Annotated in this window: 12 protein-coding genes; 5 read left to right on the top strand and 7 right to left on the bottom strand. The window is 67.7% G+C overall.

Annotated features, from left to right (window positions below; genetic code table 11):
- Positions 1-6 precede the first annotated feature (6 nt).
- Positions 7-849, bottom strand: coding sequence for a MoxR family ATPase (locus tag G3N94_RS25960; RefSeq protein ID WP_124597652.1), 843 nt, complete (start codon positions 847-849; stop codon positions 7-9).
- Between the two features lie 304 nt (positions 850-1,153).
- Between G3N94_RS25960 and G3N94_RS25955 the strand changes: the two genes are divergently transcribed.
- Positions 1,154-1,513: a c-type cytochrome gene (locus G3N94_RS25955; protein ID WP_124597651.1), complete on the top strand. Its 360-nt coding sequence runs from the start codon at positions 1,154-1,156 to the stop codon at positions 1,511-1,513.
- 41 nt (positions 1,514-1,554) lie between these two features.
- Positions 1,555-1,914, top strand: a complete 360-nt coding sequence (locus G3N94_RS25950; RefSeq protein WP_205795401.1) for a c-type cytochrome — start codon at positions 1,555-1,557, stop codon at positions 1,912-1,914.
- A 161-nt stretch (positions 1,915-2,075) separates the two neighbouring features.
- Here the strand turns inward: G3N94_RS25950 and G3N94_RS25945 are convergent, their stop codons facing one another.
- Positions 2,076-2,510, bottom strand: a complete 435-nt coding sequence (locus G3N94_RS25945; RefSeq protein WP_205795414.1) for a DUF1841 family protein — start codon at positions 2,508-2,510, stop codon at positions 2,076-2,078.
- A 230-nt stretch (positions 2,511-2,740) separates the two neighbouring features.
- Between G3N94_RS25945 and G3N94_RS25940 the strand changes: the two genes are divergently transcribed.
- A complete protein-coding gene (locus tag G3N94_RS25940; protein WP_205795400.1) occupies positions 2,741-3,670 on the top strand; it encodes a DMT family transporter in 930 nt (309 codons plus the stop codon).
- Between the two features lie 117 nt (positions 3,671-3,787).
- Here the strand turns inward: G3N94_RS25940 and nth are convergent, their stop codons facing one another.
- Positions 3,788-4,432, bottom strand: a complete 645-nt coding sequence (gene nth, locus G3N94_RS25935; RefSeq protein WP_205795399.1) for an endonuclease III — start codon at positions 4,430-4,432, stop codon at positions 3,788-3,790.
- Positions 4,429-5,379 carry an electron transport complex subunit RsxB gene (gene rsxB, locus G3N94_RS25930; protein ID WP_205795398.1) on the bottom strand — a complete coding sequence of 317 codons (951 nt, stop codon included), beginning with the start codon at positions 5,377-5,379 and terminating at the stop codon, positions 4,429-4,431. Before rsxB ends, nth begins: the two co-directional genes overlap by 4 nt.
- A 254-nt stretch (positions 5,380-5,633) precedes the next feature.
- On the opposite strand from rsxB, the gene G3N94_RS25925 reads away from it, so the two are divergent.
- Positions 5,634-6,266 carry a TetR family transcriptional regulator gene (locus G3N94_RS25925; protein WP_205795397.1) on the top strand — a complete coding sequence of 211 codons (633 nt, stop codon included), beginning with the start codon at positions 5,634-5,636 and terminating at the stop codon, positions 6,264-6,266.
- 94 nt (positions 6,267-6,360) lie between these two features.
- On the opposite strand, the gene phaZ is transcribed toward G3N94_RS25925, so the two are convergent.
- On the bottom strand, positions 6,361-7,845 hold the full coding sequence (gene phaZ, locus G3N94_RS25920) for a polyhydroxyalkanoate depolymerase (RefSeq protein WP_205795396.1): 1,485 nt from the start codon (positions 7,843-7,845) through the stop codon (positions 6,361-6,363).
- Between the two features lie 211 nt (positions 7,846-8,056).
- Positions 8,057-9,886: a glycoside hydrolase family 15 protein gene (locus G3N94_RS25915; protein WP_205795395.1), complete on the bottom strand. Its 1,830-nt coding sequence runs from the start codon at positions 9,884-9,886 to the stop codon at positions 8,057-8,059.
- 256 nt (positions 9,887-10,142) lie between these two features.
- On the opposite strand from G3N94_RS25915, the gene G3N94_RS25910 reads away from it, so the two are divergent.
- Positions 10,143-11,318, top strand: a complete 1,176-nt coding sequence (locus G3N94_RS25910; protein WP_205795394.1) for a lactonase family protein — start codon at positions 10,143-10,145, stop codon at positions 11,316-11,318.
- Between the two features lie 111 nt (positions 11,319-11,429).
- Here G3N94_RS25910 and G3N94_RS42590 read toward each other — a convergent pair.
- Positions 11,430-15,539: DNA translocase FtsK (locus tag G3N94_RS42590; protein ID WP_241022076.1), on the bottom strand; the 4,110-nt coding region annotated here is incomplete at its 5' end.

Raw genomic sequence — 15,539 nt, 5'->3', positions numbered from 1 at the left:
TGGGGATTACCGGTTGTGCCGGTTCATGTAGACGAGCCGCTCGAACAGGCTCAGGTCCTGTTCGTTCTTCAGCAGCGCGCCCGCGAGCGGCGGCACGATCTGCTTGCTGTCCGGGCCGTGCAGTGCATCGGGCGGGATGTTCTCGGCGAGCAGCAGTTTCAGCCAGTCGAGCAGCTCCGACGTCGACGGCTTCTTCTTCAGGCCCGACACGCCACGCAGCGAGAAGAAGCTTTCGAGCGCGGCGTGCAGCAGCTCCTCGCGGATGTTCGGAAAGTGGACCGCGACGATCTTCTGCATCGTCGATGCGTCCGGAAACTGGATGTAGTGGAAGAAGCAGCGGCGCAGGAACGCGTCGGGCAGTTCCTTCTCGTTGTTCGACGTGATGATCACGAGCGGGCGGTGCTTCGCGCGCACGGTCTCGCGCGTCTCGTACACGTGGAATTCCATCCGGTCGAGTTCGCGCAGCAGGTCGTTCGGGAATTCGATGTCGGCCTTGTCGATCTCGTCGATCAGCAGCACGCTCGGGCGCTCGGCGTCGAACGCCTGCCACAGCACGCCCTTGACGATGTAGTTCGCGATGTCCTTCACGCGCTCGTCGCCGAGCTGCGAGTCGCGCAGCCGCGACACGGCATCGTATTCGTACAGCCCCTGCTGCGCCTTCGTGGTCGACTTGATGTGCCACTGCAAGAGCGGCATGTCGAGCGCCGCCGCGACTTCCTCGGCGAGCATGGTTTTGCCGGTGCCCGGCTCGCCCTTGATCAGGAGCGGGCGTTGCAGCGTCAGTGCGGCATTGACCGCGAGCTTCAGATCGTCGGTGGCGACGTACTGCGAGGACCCTTCGAAACGCATGGCGGCGCCTTTCTCTATCCCGAAAAAATCCCAGTATAAGTCAGAAGGGCTGTCGGGTTTGGCGGCGGCCGCGTATCGTGCGGAACTTCAGTGCGGACTTCGGTTGCTTGACTTCGGTTGTGGAACTTTGGTTGCGGAACTGTGGCGGGGCGGGGCAGGCCGGGGCGCCTGTATGGACGCATTCCCCGCCGACGCGGTACAATCTGGCCGTTTTTTTTGGCCTGCGTGGCGACCCGATAAGCAAAACGGCGCGGGCCGTTGCCGCTTCGGCGCCAGTTTCCCCTCAAGCTAGGTTACAAGAGCTATGAACAAATTCGTCGGCAAATACGTCGTTGTCGCAGCGCTCGTGGCGCTCGCGGGCAGCGCGCAGGCGGCCGGAGTGGTCGGCAACCCGAAGGTCGGGGCGAGCAAGGCCGCGATGTGCATCGGCTGCCACGGCATCGACGGCTACCGCGCGGCTTACCCGGAGGTCTACCGGGTTCCGGTCATCGGCGGCCAGAACGAGCAGTATCTCGCGAACGCGCTGCAAGCCTACCGCAAGAAGGATCGTCACTTCCCGTCGATGAACGCGATCGCCGGTTCGCTGACGGACCAGGACATCGCCGATCTCGCGGCCTACTACGCCGCGCAGAAAGCCGACTCGAAGGACAATCCCTACAAGTAAGCGCCGCGCTTGCTGATCTCACACGCGGGATAGGAGCATTCATGAACAACGCATTCAAGACGGCGTCGGCGATCGCGTTCGCGGCCGGCCTCGCGATCGGCACCGCACACGCGGCGGACCTGTCGAAGGGCAAGGACCTGGTCGAGTCGCACAACTGCGCAGCCTGCCACGGCGCGAAGCTGAACCAGCCGATCAACGCCGAGTATCCGCGCCTCGCGGGCCAGCACGCCGACTACCTCGTCTGGGCGATGCGCCAGTACCAGATGGGCCTCACGAACCCGCTGCTCGGCCGCAACAACGCGATCATGCAGGCGCAGGTGCAGAACCTGTCGGTCAATGACATGAAGGACGTCGCGGCCTACATCGAATCGCTGAAGGGCGATCTCGTGCTCAAGAAGTAAGCGTGCCGTGGCCGTAGGGCCGCGCAGCGAAAATACCCCGCCGAGGCGGGGTATTTTTTTGTCCGCGTCCGGACGGCGTGGCCTGTAGCGGGCAGCCGGAGGGACGCAGGCGGTGAATATGCGCCGGGAGGCGGCGAATATGTGCCGGTGCCGCGGCTGTTTCAGTCGCGCGACGCGCGGCGCAGGATGCGCTGCAGGTACGCGTCCGTATCGGGCGGCGTATTCGTGCGCTGCGCTTCCCAGATCGTCTCGCCGAGGCACTCCATGATCGCGTGCTGCGCTTCGTGCGTCGAGTCGAGCTTCGCCGCGAGCTTGTCGTGCGCGGCGCGAATCCCGGGCGGCTGGTCGATCGACAACTGCTCGCTGATCGCGAGGTGCATCGACAGGTGCAGGAACGGGTTCGTGCGGCCTTCCTCGGGCGCGTAGTTGCGCGTGGCGGCGCCGTCGGTGTCCGCGAGTTCGTCGTGGTATTCGGGGTGTTCGACGATCCAGTCGGCCGCGATCGCTTCCAGCGGCGTCAGGATTTCACCGGCGCGCTGCTTGCGCCAGGTGTCGATGAAAAAGCGACGCACGTCGTCGCGGCTCGGATTGAACATGGTGGGGAACGTCGTCATTCGCGCGGCCTCATGCCGCGTCGCGCATTGTACGCCGCCTCGCGGTTCGCCGCTGGCGAGGCGGCCGGGCAGCAGGGCAGCAGGGTAAGCGGGTAAGCGGGTAAGCGGGTAAGCGGGTAAGCGGGTAAGCGCGGGCTAGGCCGCGCGCCGCGCGGTCGATACACTCTGATGATTTCTTGCAACCGCCCCGTCCGCCTGCGGATCGCTGCGCCATGTCTTCCACTTCCCGTTCGCCGTCCGCCGCCGTGCAGGGCGCGCTGTTCGTCGCGTTGTCCGCCGCCGCGTTCGGCGCGATGGCGATTTTCGGCCGCTATGCATATGCAGGTGGCGTCGACGTGCTCGGCCTGCTGATCGTGCGCTTTGCAGTTGGCGGCGCGGTGCTGGCCGCGATCGCCCGGCATCGCGGCGTCGTGTGGCCGCGCGGCCGCGCGCTCGCGTCACTTGCGGCGATGGGCGCGGTCGGCTATGTCGGCCAGTCGTTCTGCTACTTCAGCGCGCTCCAGCATGCGCAGGCGAGCCTCGTCGCGCTGCTGCTGTACCTGTATCCGGCATTCGTCACGCTGCTCGCCGCATGGTGGCTCGGCGAGCGGCTCACACGCACCAAGGTCGTTGCGCTCGTGCTGTGTGTTGCAGGCTCGGCACTGATGGTCGGCGGCGGTCATGGCGAGCCGCTCGGCATCGCGCTCGCGCTGGGCGCCGCGGTGATCTATTCGCTGTACATCGTCGCCGGCACGAAGGCGACGCGCGGCGTCGACCCGCTCGCGACGACGGCGGTCATCTGCGTATCGGCGACGATCATGCTCGTGCTGATCGCCATCGTGCGCGACGCGGCGTTCGGCGCGCCGCCGCACTGGCCGGCGACGGCAGGCGGATGGGCCGCGATGCTGGCGATTGCGCTCGTGTCGACGGTCGCCGCGATGCTCGCGTTCTTCGCGGGACTCGAGCGGCTGGGCGCGGCACGCACGTCGATGCTGTCGACGCTCGAGCCGGTCGTCACGGTCGCGCTCGCGGCGCTGCTGTTCGGCGAGGCGTTGTCGCCGATGCAGTGGCTGGGGGGCGCCGCGATCCTCGCGGCGGTGCTGGCACTGGTGCGCGCGGGCGGTGCAGCCACGGACGACGCGACCGCGACGTCTAACGCGTAGGCGGGGGCGCAGCGCGGAGGTATGCGTTGCCGGCAACGCAGCGCAGGACGCGCGGGTCAGGGCGCGCAGATCAGGCAACGGCAGTTACTGCGCGCGTTTGCGCGATATCCGGATGCTTCAGTCGTTGGGCGGCGGCGTCTTCGGCTTGTATTCGCACAGCGGCTCGATCGCGCAATGCCAGCATTCGGGCTTGCGCGCCTTGCACACGTAGCGGCCGTGCAGGATCAGCCAGTGATGTGCATCCTGCAGGAACTCCTTCGGCGTGAACTTCTCGAGCGCGGCCTCGACCGCCAGCACGTCCTTGCCCGGCGCGAGGCCCGTGCGGTTCGCGACGCGGAAGATGTGCGTGTCGACCGCGATCGTCGGGTGGCCGAACGCGGTGTTGAGCACGACGTTGGCGGTCTTGCGGCCGACGCCCGGCAAGCTCTCGAGCGCTTCGCGGTCGGCCGGCACTTCGCCGTCGTAGTGCTCGAGCAGGATCTTGCTCGTGGCGACCACGTTCTTCGCCTTGGTCCGGTACAGGCCGATCGTCTTGATGTACTCGGCGACGCCTTCCTCGCCAAGCGCGACAATTTGCCGCGGCGTGTTCGCGACCGGGAACATCTTGCGCATCGCCTTGTTGACCGACACGTCGGTCGCCTGCGCGGACAGCAGCACCGCGATCAGCAGTTCGAACGGTGTCGAGTACTCGAGCTCGGTGGTCGGATTCGGATTGAGGCTCTGCAGCGTTTCGAAGATCGCGCGTCGTTTGCTGGCGTTCATTGTGGTTTCTTGTCGGGCGGCGTGGGCGTGCCGTCTGCGGATTCGGGCGCGGATTTGGGCCCGGATTCGCCGGCCTGCTGCGCCTGCTGTTCGGCTAGCCGCTTGCGGCGCGCTTCGGCCGCATCGATCTGCGCCTGGACGGCGGGGCTCACGCGTTCGGTGTTCTTCGGCGCGTCGCCTTGTGCTGCCAGCTCGTCTTTCTTCTTGCGCGCGCGCTCGAGCGCAGCGGCGATGATCGCGCGTTTCTTCGCGTCGGCATCCGCGGCCGCGCCGGTCGGGGCCGCGGGCTGCGTAGTGGACTGCAAATCGGGCTGCAAATCGGACTGCAAATCGGACTGCTCGGCGGACTGCTCGGCGGACTGCGCAGCGGCTGGCGCGGCAGCCGGCTGGGCCGCGCCAGCCGAGCGCCGAGCGGCCGCGCGCGCTTCGGCCGCTTCGCGCTCGCGACGCTCGCGCGCGAGCCGGCGGTCGTGGCGTTCGCGCGCGGCGTCGGCCTGTTGCTGGGTCCATGCGTCCCAGCCGGTGTGCTCGCCGGTCACGGGCACCATCGCGATGCAGTCGACCGGGCACGGCGGCACGCACAGGTCGCAGCCCGTGCAGAGCGACGCGATCACCGTGTGCATCTGCTTGGGTGCGCCGGCGATCGCGTCGACCGGGCACGCCTGCATGCACAGCGTGCAGCCGATGCACAGGCTCTCGTCGATGACTGCGACGGGGCGCGGCCGCTCATCGCCGTTGACGGGGTTCAGCGGGATCACGGGCCTGCCGAGCAGCCGTGCGACGCGCGCGACGCCTTCGGCGCCGCCCGGCGGACACTGGTTATAGTTCGCGTCGCCGGCGGCGATCGCCTCGGCATACGGGCGGCAGCCTTGATAGCCGCACTTCGTGCATTGCGTCTGGGGAAGCAGATCTTCGATGCGATCTGCGAGAGTCTTGGAGTCGGTCACGGTGACAACGGGCGCCTATGCGCCGAATGTCTCGCAGCCGCGCGCGGGGCACGGCCGGAAAGGTTTGCCAAATCCGGATTATCGCCGATTTCCCGCATTGCGCTTGTCGCCGTCTATGCGCATAATCGAAGCGCTTTTTTGCAGGGGCGCAGCAGGAGGGCGGCCGCACGCGGCGCGCCCGTTCCAGGGTCGCCGGCGCCGACGACGTGGGGCGGCCGGTCCGGATCACGCGGCTCACATAGCAAAACGCCACCATGAATCAGCCAAAAATCAAAAGAGATCCTGAAGGCACCCGCCGCCGCATCCTGATGGCGGCGGCCGAAGAATTCGCGAGTGGCGGCCTGTTCGGCGCACGCGTCGACCAGATTGCGCGACGGGCGGAAACCAATGAGCGCATGCTCTATTACTACTTCGGCAGCAAGGAGCAGCTGTTCACCGCCGTGCTCGAACACGCGTTTTCCGCGCTGACCGAGGCGGAACGGGTGCTCGACCTCGACGGTGTCGCGCCCGTCGAAGCCATCACGCGGCTCGCGCATTTCGTGTGGGACTACTACCGGGACCATCCCGAGCTGCTGCGGCTCATCAACAACGAGAACCTGCACGAGGCGCGCTACCTGCACAAGTCGACGCGGATTCGCGAGATGATGTCGCCGATCGTCGCGACGCTCGCGAACGTGCTCACGCGCGGCCAGAAGGCCGGGCTGTTCCGCAGTGACGTCGATCCGCTGCGCTTCTACGTGACGCTGTCGGGGCTCGGCTATTACATCGTGTCGAACCGCTTCACGCTCGCGGCGACGCTCGGGCGCGACTTCACGCTGCCGGAGGAGCGCGCGGAGATGGTCAGGATGAACACCGAGGTGCTGCTCGCCTACCTGCTGCGACGCTGAACGCGGGTTGGCGGCCGCCGGATGAAGAAACGCCGCCGGGCTTGCGCACGGCGGCGTTTGTCTTTGCAGCTTTGGGTCTTTGGCGGCGGGCGCGTCAGGCGGCCTTGCGGGTGCGGACCGGCTTCGCGCGCGTGCTGGCGCGCTTCGCGGCCGGGGTTTTCGCAGCCGGGGCTTTCGCGGGGGCCGGTGCATCGGACGCTTTCGCGCGCACGCGCTTCGCTGCCGTCGCAGCCGACGTCCTGGCCGGCTCGGACGGTTTTTCCTGCGCAGGCACGGCGGTGAGCGTGCCGGCGGCCGGGGCGTCCGGGTGCTCCTTCGCGTCGCCGCGCTTCGGTTCCGGCGCGTTCTCGCGGATGAAGTCGCGCAGCTGCGGGTAGATGATCGTGCGCCAGCGGCGGCCCGAGAAGATCCCGTAGTGGCCGCACTTCTCGGCGGTCAGGTTGCGGCGCAGGTCCTGCGGGATGCCCGTGCACAGCTCGTGCGCGACGTGCGTCTGGCCGCTGCCGGAAATGTCGTCGAGCTCGCCTTCGATCGTCATCAGCGCGGTGTGCTTGATGTCCTGCGGGCGCACGAATTCGCCGCCGATCTCCCACGTGCCTTCGGCGAGCCGGAATTCCTGGAACACGATGCGGATCGTCTCGAGGTAATACTCGGCGGCCATGTCGAGCACCGCGTTGTATTCGTCGTAGAAATTGCGATGCGCTTCCGCGTCGTCTTCGTCGCCGCGCAGCAGGCTCTGGTAGAAGTCCCAATGCGATTGCGCGTGGCGCTCCGGATTCATCGCGACGAAGCCCGCATGCTGCAGGAAACCGGGGTACACGTGACGGCCTTCGCCCGGATAGTTCGCGGGCACCGTGTGGATCACGTTGTTCTCGAACCACGAGATCGAATGCTGGGTCGCGAGCGAGTTCACCGACGTCGGGCTGCGGCGCGCGTCGATCGGGCCGCCCATCATCGTCATCGTGAGCGGCGTGTCCTCGCCGCGGCTCGCCATCAGCGAGATCGCCGCGAGCACGGGCACCGTCGGCTGGCATACCGAGATCACGTGCAGGTTGCGCGCGCCGATGTGACGGATGAATTCCTGGATGTATGCAACGTAGTCGTGCAGGTGGAACGGGCCGGTCTCGACCGGCACCATCCGTGCGTCGATCCAGTCGGTGATGTAGACCTTGTGATCCTGCAGCAGCGTGCGCACGGTGTCGCGCAACAGCGTCGAGTGGTGGCCCGACAGCGGCGCGCAGACGAGCACGACCGGCTCGTCCTTCAGCTGGGTGACGGCATCGGCGTCATCCGAGTAGCGCTTGAAGCGCAGCAGCCGGCAGAACGGCTTCTCGACGATCGTCTGCTCGACGATCGGGATGTTGTGCCCGTCCTTGACGATCTGGTGGAGGTTGAACTCGGGCTTCTCGTAGTCCTTGCCGAGCCGGTACATCAGTTCGTACGCGGCGGCCATCCGGGTCGCGCCGGGAACCAGCGAGAACGGGCTGGACGGGTTCGCGAACGACTTCGACGCGGCCTGGGCCCAGGCCGTGAGCGGGCTCAGCATTGCCCGCTGGAATTCGTGCAGTTGGTAAAGCATGCAGACTACTCCCGCTTGGGGTTGGTGCGCGAGGGCGGCGTGGGGCGTCGCGGCGTGCCGTGTGGGTCAGCGACCGGCCATGTTGCATTGCGATCGGCCAATCGCGTCGATCATATCGGACAACGATGCGTGTTGCAATGCAACATTTCCCGGAATTTTCATGAAATTTTTACGATTTGACGTTCTCTGAAGAAGCGTCCACCGCCCGGGTTCATCGCCCGGTGGCCACGGCCGGCGCGGGCTGGCCGACCGCGCGCGCCATCGCTTCCTCATGGTGCATCAGGTTCATCGCGGTGTGCACGAGCGCGACGTGCGAGAACGCCTGCGGGAAGTTGCCGACGAGGCGGCCCGCGACCGGGTCATACTCCTCGGCGAGCAGCCCGAGATCGTTCGACAGCGACAGCAGCCGGCAGAACAGCCGGTGCGCCTCGTCGATCCGGCCGAGCAGCGCGTAGCTGTCGACGAGCCAGAAGCTGCAAGCGAGAAACGTGCCTTCGCCGGGCGGCAGCCCGTCGTCGTATTCGCTGGTGCGGTAGCGCAGCACGAGGCCGTCGTGCAGCAATTCGCGTTCGATCGCGGAGACCGTGCCGGCCACGCGCGGGTCTTCCGGCGGGAGGAAGCCGAGTAGCGGCAGCAGCAGCACGCTCGCGTCGAGTTCGTCGCTGCCGTAGCTCTGCGTGAACGCCTGCTTGCCTTCGTGCCAGGCATTCGCGCAGACGTCCGCGTGGATCTCGTCGCGCAGCGCACGCCAGCGGTCGAGCGCGCCGGGCAGGCGGAACATTTCCGCGGACTTGATCGCGCGGTCGAACGCGACCCACGCCATCACCTTCGAGAACGTGAAGTGGCGACGGCCGCCGCGCGTTTCCCAGATCCCTTCGTCGGGCTCCCGCCAGATCTTCTCGAGATGGTCGAGCAGCGTGCACTGCACCGACCACACGGTGTCGTCGGCCTGCAGGCCGCCCACGCGCGCGAGATGCAGTGCCGCCATCACTTCGCCGAACACGTCGAGCTGCAGCTGGTTCGCGGCGCCGTTGCCGACCCGCACGGGTTTCGAATCCTGGTATCCGGGCAGCCAGTCGAGCTCCATTTCCGGCAGCCGGCGCTCGCCGGCGATGCCGTACATGATCTGGATCTGCTCGGGCGAGCCGGCCATCACGCGGCCGAGCCACGCGCGCCATGCGCGCGCCTCGTCGTAGTAGCCGCCGCGCATCAGCGCGAGCAGCGTGATCGTCGCGTCGCGCAGCCAGCAGTAGCGGTAGTCCCAGTTGCGGTTGCCGCCGATCTTCTCGGGCAGCGACGTGGTCGGCGCGGCGACGATCCCGCCGGTCGGCTCGTACGCGAGTGCCTTCAGCGTGATCAGCGAGCGGCGCACCGCGGCCGCGTAGCGGCCCTGCACCTGGCAGCGCCCCGACCATTCGAGCCAGTAGTTCTCGGTGCGCGCAAGCATCGACAGCGGGTCGCGCGCGGGCGGCAGCCGCAGGTGCGACTGCGCGTAGCCGAGCGAGAACGGCACGCGTTCGTCGGCGCTCACCGTGAATTCGGCGAGCGTATGCAGGTTCTTGCCGGTGAGCGGCACGCTCGTGCGCAGCACGACGGTGTCGGGCCCCGCGATCGCCTTCATCCCGTCCTCGCGCGACAGCTGCGTGACCCACGGAATCGAGAAACCGTAGTCGAAGCGCAACACCAGCTCCATGCGCATCTTCATCGTGCCGTGCCGGCCGACGACGATCCGCACGAGTTCGGACCAGCCGTTGCCGGGCGGCATGAAGTCGACCACGGTGACGGCGCCGTCGGCGCTCTCGTAATCGGTCTCGAGTATCAGCGTGTCGCCGCGATAGCGGCGCGTCGTGTGCGTGATCGCGGCGTCGGCGGCCGGCGCGAGCAGCCAGCGGCCGTGCTCGGGCGTGCCGACGAGCGCCGCGAAGCAGGCGCCCGAATCGAAGCGGGGCCAGCACAGCCAGTCGACGGAGCCGTCTTTTGCGATCAGCGCGGCCGTATGGCCGTCGCCGACGAGGGCGTAGTCTTCGATCAGGGCGGGCATGGGCGGCAATCCTGGTTGCGAGTTCACATGGCGGACAGCGCCACCGCGGGCTTCACGCCCGGGCGCGGTGGCCCGTATACTCGGCCGGGCGGCGCAACGCTCACGGCCGGCGTTTCGCCACATCTCAACACTTGAAGCGGCTCGATGCAAGGAGGATTCAATGCCCAAACGTTTACGCGTACATGACGCGCGCGCTTCGACTCGAGGGTTTCCGCGCAGGTTTCCGCTTGGTCTTCCGGTTAAGCTCGCTCACTGGATGAAAGGTTTCGCGATCGTGCTCTCCTTATCCGCGACGCATGCATTTGCGCAACAGTCCGCGCAGGCCCCGGCCGACGGCGTCTACAACCTGCTCGTCGGCACCTATACCGACGGCGGTAGCGACGGAATCTACGTGTACCGCTTCGATTCGAAGACGGGCAGCGTCGCGCCCTTGTCGTCGGCGAAGACCGTCAATCCGTCATACCTGTTGCCGAGCCGCGACGGCCGCACCGTGTACGCGGTCAACGAGTTGCCCGGCGACAACGGTCCGGCCGACCAGCGCGGCGGCATCAGCGCGTTCCGCTTCGACGCGAAGACGGGGGCGCTGACGTTCCTCGACCGCGTGTCGTCCGAAGGGAACGATCCGTGCTACCTGAGCCTGTCGCCGGACGGCAAGTACCTCGTGACCGCAAACTACTCGGTCGTGTCGAACCCGGGCGGCAGCTTCGCGGTGTTTCCGCTGAGCGACAGCGGCGAAGTCGGCAAGGCCGTGCTGAGCGTGCACCACGAAGGCACGGGGCCCGTGAAGGGGCGCCAGGACGGCGCGCACGTGCATTCGACGGTGTTCTCGCCGGACGGCCGCTACCTGTTCGTGCAGGATCTCGGCGCGGACAAGATCTTCGGCTATCGCTACACGGTCGACGGCAGCCGCGGCCTGATCGGCCCGACCGACGCGCGCTACACGCCCGTGAAGGCCGGTTCGGGCCCGCGTCACATGGTGTTCAGCGCGAACGGCCGCTATGCGTACGTGACGAGCGAGCTGAATGCGTCGGTCGAAGTGTTCGGCTATCACGACGGCAAGCTGACGCCGGTCGAGACGGTGCCGATGGCCGCGCCGGGCTTCAAGGGCAAGGTCGGCGGCGCGGCGATCCACCTGTCGCCGGACGGGCGCTTCCTCTACGCGAGCAATCGCGGCGACGCGAACGAAATCGTGATCTACGCGGTGAACCAGGCAGACGGGCGGCTTAAGACCGTCGGCCGGCAGTCGAGCCTCGGCAAGACGCCGCGCGAGTTCCTGATCGATCCGACCGGCAAGTGGCTGATCGTCGGCAACCAGGACAGCGATACGTTCTACGTGTTCCGGCGCGACGTCGAGACCGGCAAGCTCGACGCGAACCCGCAGAAGGTCGCGGTCGGCAGGCCGGTCGACTTCAAGCTGGTTCCGGCGCTGTAAGAGGCTGCTGTAAGCGGTTGTTGTAGAACCGATTGCCGCCGTCGATGTGCGAAGGGCGCTGCATCTGTAGCGCCCTTCGTGCTTTTTGCGGGATAGCGGGCGGCCGCGCCGTCAGTCCGCGGCGGGCGGCACCAGCACCTCGCGGCTGCCATTGATGCCCATCGGCGACACGAGCCCGGCTGCTTCCATCTGCTCGACGAGACGGGCCGCGCGGTTGTAGCCGATACGCAACTGCCGCTGCACCGACGAGATCGACGCGCGCCGCGTGCGCACGACGAATGCGACCGCTTCGTCATACAGCGGATCGGCCTCGGCGTCCGGCGCGTCGCCGAACAGGTCCTGCGCCGCGCCTTCCGATGTCGGGCCGTCGAGAATCCCTTCCTCGTACTGCGGCTCGCCGAACTGCTTCAGATATTCGACGATCCGGTGCACTTCCTCGTCGGCGACGAACGCGCCATGCACGCGCTGTGGATAGCCGGTGCCCGGCGGCAGGAACAGCATGTCGCCCTGGCCGAGCAGCGACTCGGCGCCCATCTGGTCGAGGATCGTGCGCGAGTCGATCTTCGACGACACCTGGAACGCGACCCGCGTCGGGATGTTGGCCTTGATGAGGCCCGTGATCACGTCGACCGACGGACGCTGCGTCGCGAGGATCAGGTGGATGCCGGCCGCGCGCGCCTTCTGCGCGAGACGGGCGATCAGTTCCTCGATCTTCTTGCCGGCGACCATCATCAGGTCGGCGAGCTCGTCGATCACGACGACGATCAGCGGCAGCGTCGACAGCGGCTCGGGGTCTTCGGGCGTCAGCGAGAACGGGTTGCCGATCTTCTTTTCCTTCGCCTCGGCGTCGCGGATCTTCTGGTTGAAACCCGCGAGGTTGCGCACGCCGACGGCCGACATCAGCCGGTAGCGCTTTTCCATTTCGCCGACGCACCAGTTGAGTGCGTTCGCGGCGAGCTTCATGTCGGTGACGACCGGCGCGAGCAGGTGCGGGATCCCTTCGTAGACCGACAGCTCGAGCATCTTCGGGTCGATCATGATGAGGCGCACGTCCTCGGGCGCCGCCTTGTACAGCAGCGACAGGATCATCGCGTTGATCGCAACCGACTTGCCCGAGCCGGTGGTACCGGCGACGAGCATGTGCGGCGCCTTCGCGAGATCGGTGACGACCGGGTTGCCCGTGATGTCCTTGCCCATCGCGAGCGTCAGCTGCGACGCCGAGTGCTGGTACTGGCGCGACGCGAAGATCTCGGACAACCGGATCATCTGGCGCTTCGCGTTCGGCAGCTCGAGGCCCATGCAGGTCTTGCCGGGGATCGTCTCGACGACGCGGATCGACGTGAGGCCGAGCCCGCGCGACAGGTCCTTCATCAGGCCGACGATCTGGCTGCCGCGCACGCCGAGTGCGGGCTCGATTTCGAAGCGCGTGATCACCGGGCCGGCGGACGCGCCGACGACCGTCACCGGCACCTTGAATTCCTGCAGGCGCTGCTCGATCACCTGGCCGGTCTGCGCGAGATGCTCTTCGCTGATCGTCTCGACGTCGTCGGACGCCGGTTCGAGCAGGTCGATCGACGGCAGCTCGATACTGAACGACGCGGGCGCGTGGAACTCGAACGCGTTCGGCCGCGGCGGGCGCTGTGAAGCGTCGGTTGCGGCGGGCGTGGCCAGGGCGGGCGTCGCCTGGGCGGTGACGTCGGGCAGCGCGGTGGTCGATGCCGCGGGGACTGCCGGAACGGGGTTCGCGGGTGTCGGTGCGGTCGGTGCCGTTGCGTCGGGGATGACGGTCGCGGCGGGTGTCGTTGCGCCGAGGGCCGTGGTAACCGGTGCTGCGGGAATTGCAGCAGCAGCGATGGCGGCAGTCGGGGCGACAGGGGGTGTCGTGCCGGGAGCCGCCGCGGTTGCGGCAATCGGCGAGACAGGTATCGCTGCGTCACGAACTGCAGTAGTCGGTGTCGCGGAAACGATGGGTGTGGCGGTTGCCGCGGTCGTCGCGCCGAGCGTGGTCGAACTGGCAACCGGTGTCGCTGGAACTGCGTTGGCGGCGGTTGCTGCGGTCGGCGCGGCGAGCGCGGTCGAGCTGGCAGCCAGTGTCGCCGGAACTGCGTTTGCGGCGGTTGCTGCCGTCAACGCTGCAGACGTAGTCGGCCAGGAAGCTGCGGTAGTTGGCGTCGCGGGTACAACGGGCGCGGCGGTCGCGGCGGCCGTCGCGGCGGGCGTAGCCACTACGGGGGCTGCGGCAGTGGGTGTCGCCGAAACCGTGGGCGCGACGGTTGCCGCGCTTAACGTGGCACGCGTCGTTGCATCATGAGTTGCGGTGACCGGCATTGCGGAAACGGCCTGTGCGGTAGCGCCGACGGTCGAAGCGGCAAGCGCCGGTCCACCGACGGTTGCAGTCGGCATTGCGGCGCTCGCCAGAGCAGCGGTGGTCGTGGTTGCCGTAGTCGGCGTCGCAGGTTTCGCCGCGTCGAAGGTTGTAGCAGGCGTCGTGGCGGCAGTTGCGCCGTCAGTCGTGCCGCCCATCGCGTCAGGCAGCGCGCGACCATTGCTCGACGACGGCACGGCAGGCGCCGGCGCGGGCGTCGGTGCGCTCGCTACGATGGTGCCGGGAGATTGCGCCGGCATGCCCGCGGTTGGAGCAAACGGGGCCGTATCCGGGGTTGCGGATGCGACTTTGGCAGGCGTCGGCGCGACGGTCGATGACGATGCTGACGCGGGTGCATGCGTGATCTGCGGCGCAGGCGTCACCGTGGACGCAGCATTGGTCGCACTTGCAGGCGCCGATTGCGACGCGGCAGGAGTCGAAGGCGTCGAAGCGGCAACGGCGGCTGGCGCAACCGCGGCCGTGCCCAAGGACGTTGCGCCGAGTGCCGGCGTCTGCGCCGGTTTGACGACGGATGCCGCGACGTTCTCGCCTCGCGTCGGCAAAATCGGTACGGCGGTTACGCGCAGCGGCGCTTCGCTGGCGGCATTCACCGGCGCAGCGTTGACCATTGCAGGTGTGCTCGCGTTCGTGTCGGTGCCAGCGGCGGCCGCATTTGCAGCGGCAAGCGTTGCACCGGACGCGGCCGTAGCCACGCTCGGGGTTGCGAGCGACGGTGTGTCGACCGCTGCCTTTTCCGGGATGCGGCTAGCCGCCACTTGGGCAGCGGGCTGCGTTTCGACCGGATTCGACGCGACGTCGCGCAGATCATCAGATGCGGCGGCCGATACCGAATTGCCAGCATCGGCTGCGGTCACAAACCGCAGCGCATCTGCGTGATGCGCAGAAGAAGTGCTTTCGGAAGCGGTCGGCGCACGATCGGCTTGGACCAAATCGTCCGCCGTTGGCGTGACGGGCTCGCTCGGTGCCGCGTCAAACGGCGACGCATCGATTTCCGTAGCTGGCACCGCTGCAGTTCCGGCATGCGGAACTTTCGGCGCCATGTTGGCGGCCGTCGCAGCGATGGCGGCAGTCGTCATGCTCGCGACGTCTTCCCAAGGCGCGAGATCCACCGGTGGTTCGACGCGCGGCGCGAGCGGCGAGTCGAGCGCTGCCCCCGCTGCATGCGCATCGACATCCGGACCTTGTTCGACGGCGGGCAGGGGCGTCACGCCAGCGTCGTGCGCAATGGCGACGCGCGTATCCTCGAAAGCCGCGGCCGGGCTCGCTGCGTCGGTCCCGGCTGCGTCGGTCGGCGCAGCAACGTGCGCGCCAAGCCAGTCGTCTGAAAGCAGCAAGCCTGTATCGACCGGCGCGAACGCGGGCAATGTGATCGGCGCGTCGTCTTGCTCGGCGGCCGTGTCGTCGTCGGTAGCGACGCCCGCGTCACGAACATCCGCGTGTTGCGGAACCGAAACCGGCGCGGCCGGTGCCGCTGGCCACATCAAATCTGCCGCACCGGCGGCGTCTGGCAGACCAGCCACACCAGCCGAACCAGCCGAACCAGCCGAACCAGCCGAACCAGCCGAACCAGCCGAACCAGCCGAACCAGCCGAACCAGCCGAACCAGCCGAACCAGCCGAACCAGCCGAACCAGCCGAACCAGCCACAACGGCGGCCGCACCAACGTGCGGCGCCACCGCGCGCGCGGCTTCGGCGGCCGTCGCGCCGCCAAGCGCCGTCCATTGCGCGGTGCTGGCCTCGATCGAGCGCAACGTATCGTGAACGCTCGGCGCCGGCGTGATCGGGGCGGCAGGCGTTTCCGCCCATGCATAGAGCGGCGCACGCGCGGGCGCGGC

The sequence above is a fragment of the Burkholderia sp. Ac-20353 genome (genome assembly GCF_017104785.1).
Lineage (GTDB): Bacteria > Pseudomonadota > Gammaproteobacteria > Burkholderiales > Burkholderiaceae > Burkholderia.
This window is presented reverse-complemented; position numbering and strand designations above follow the sequence as displayed.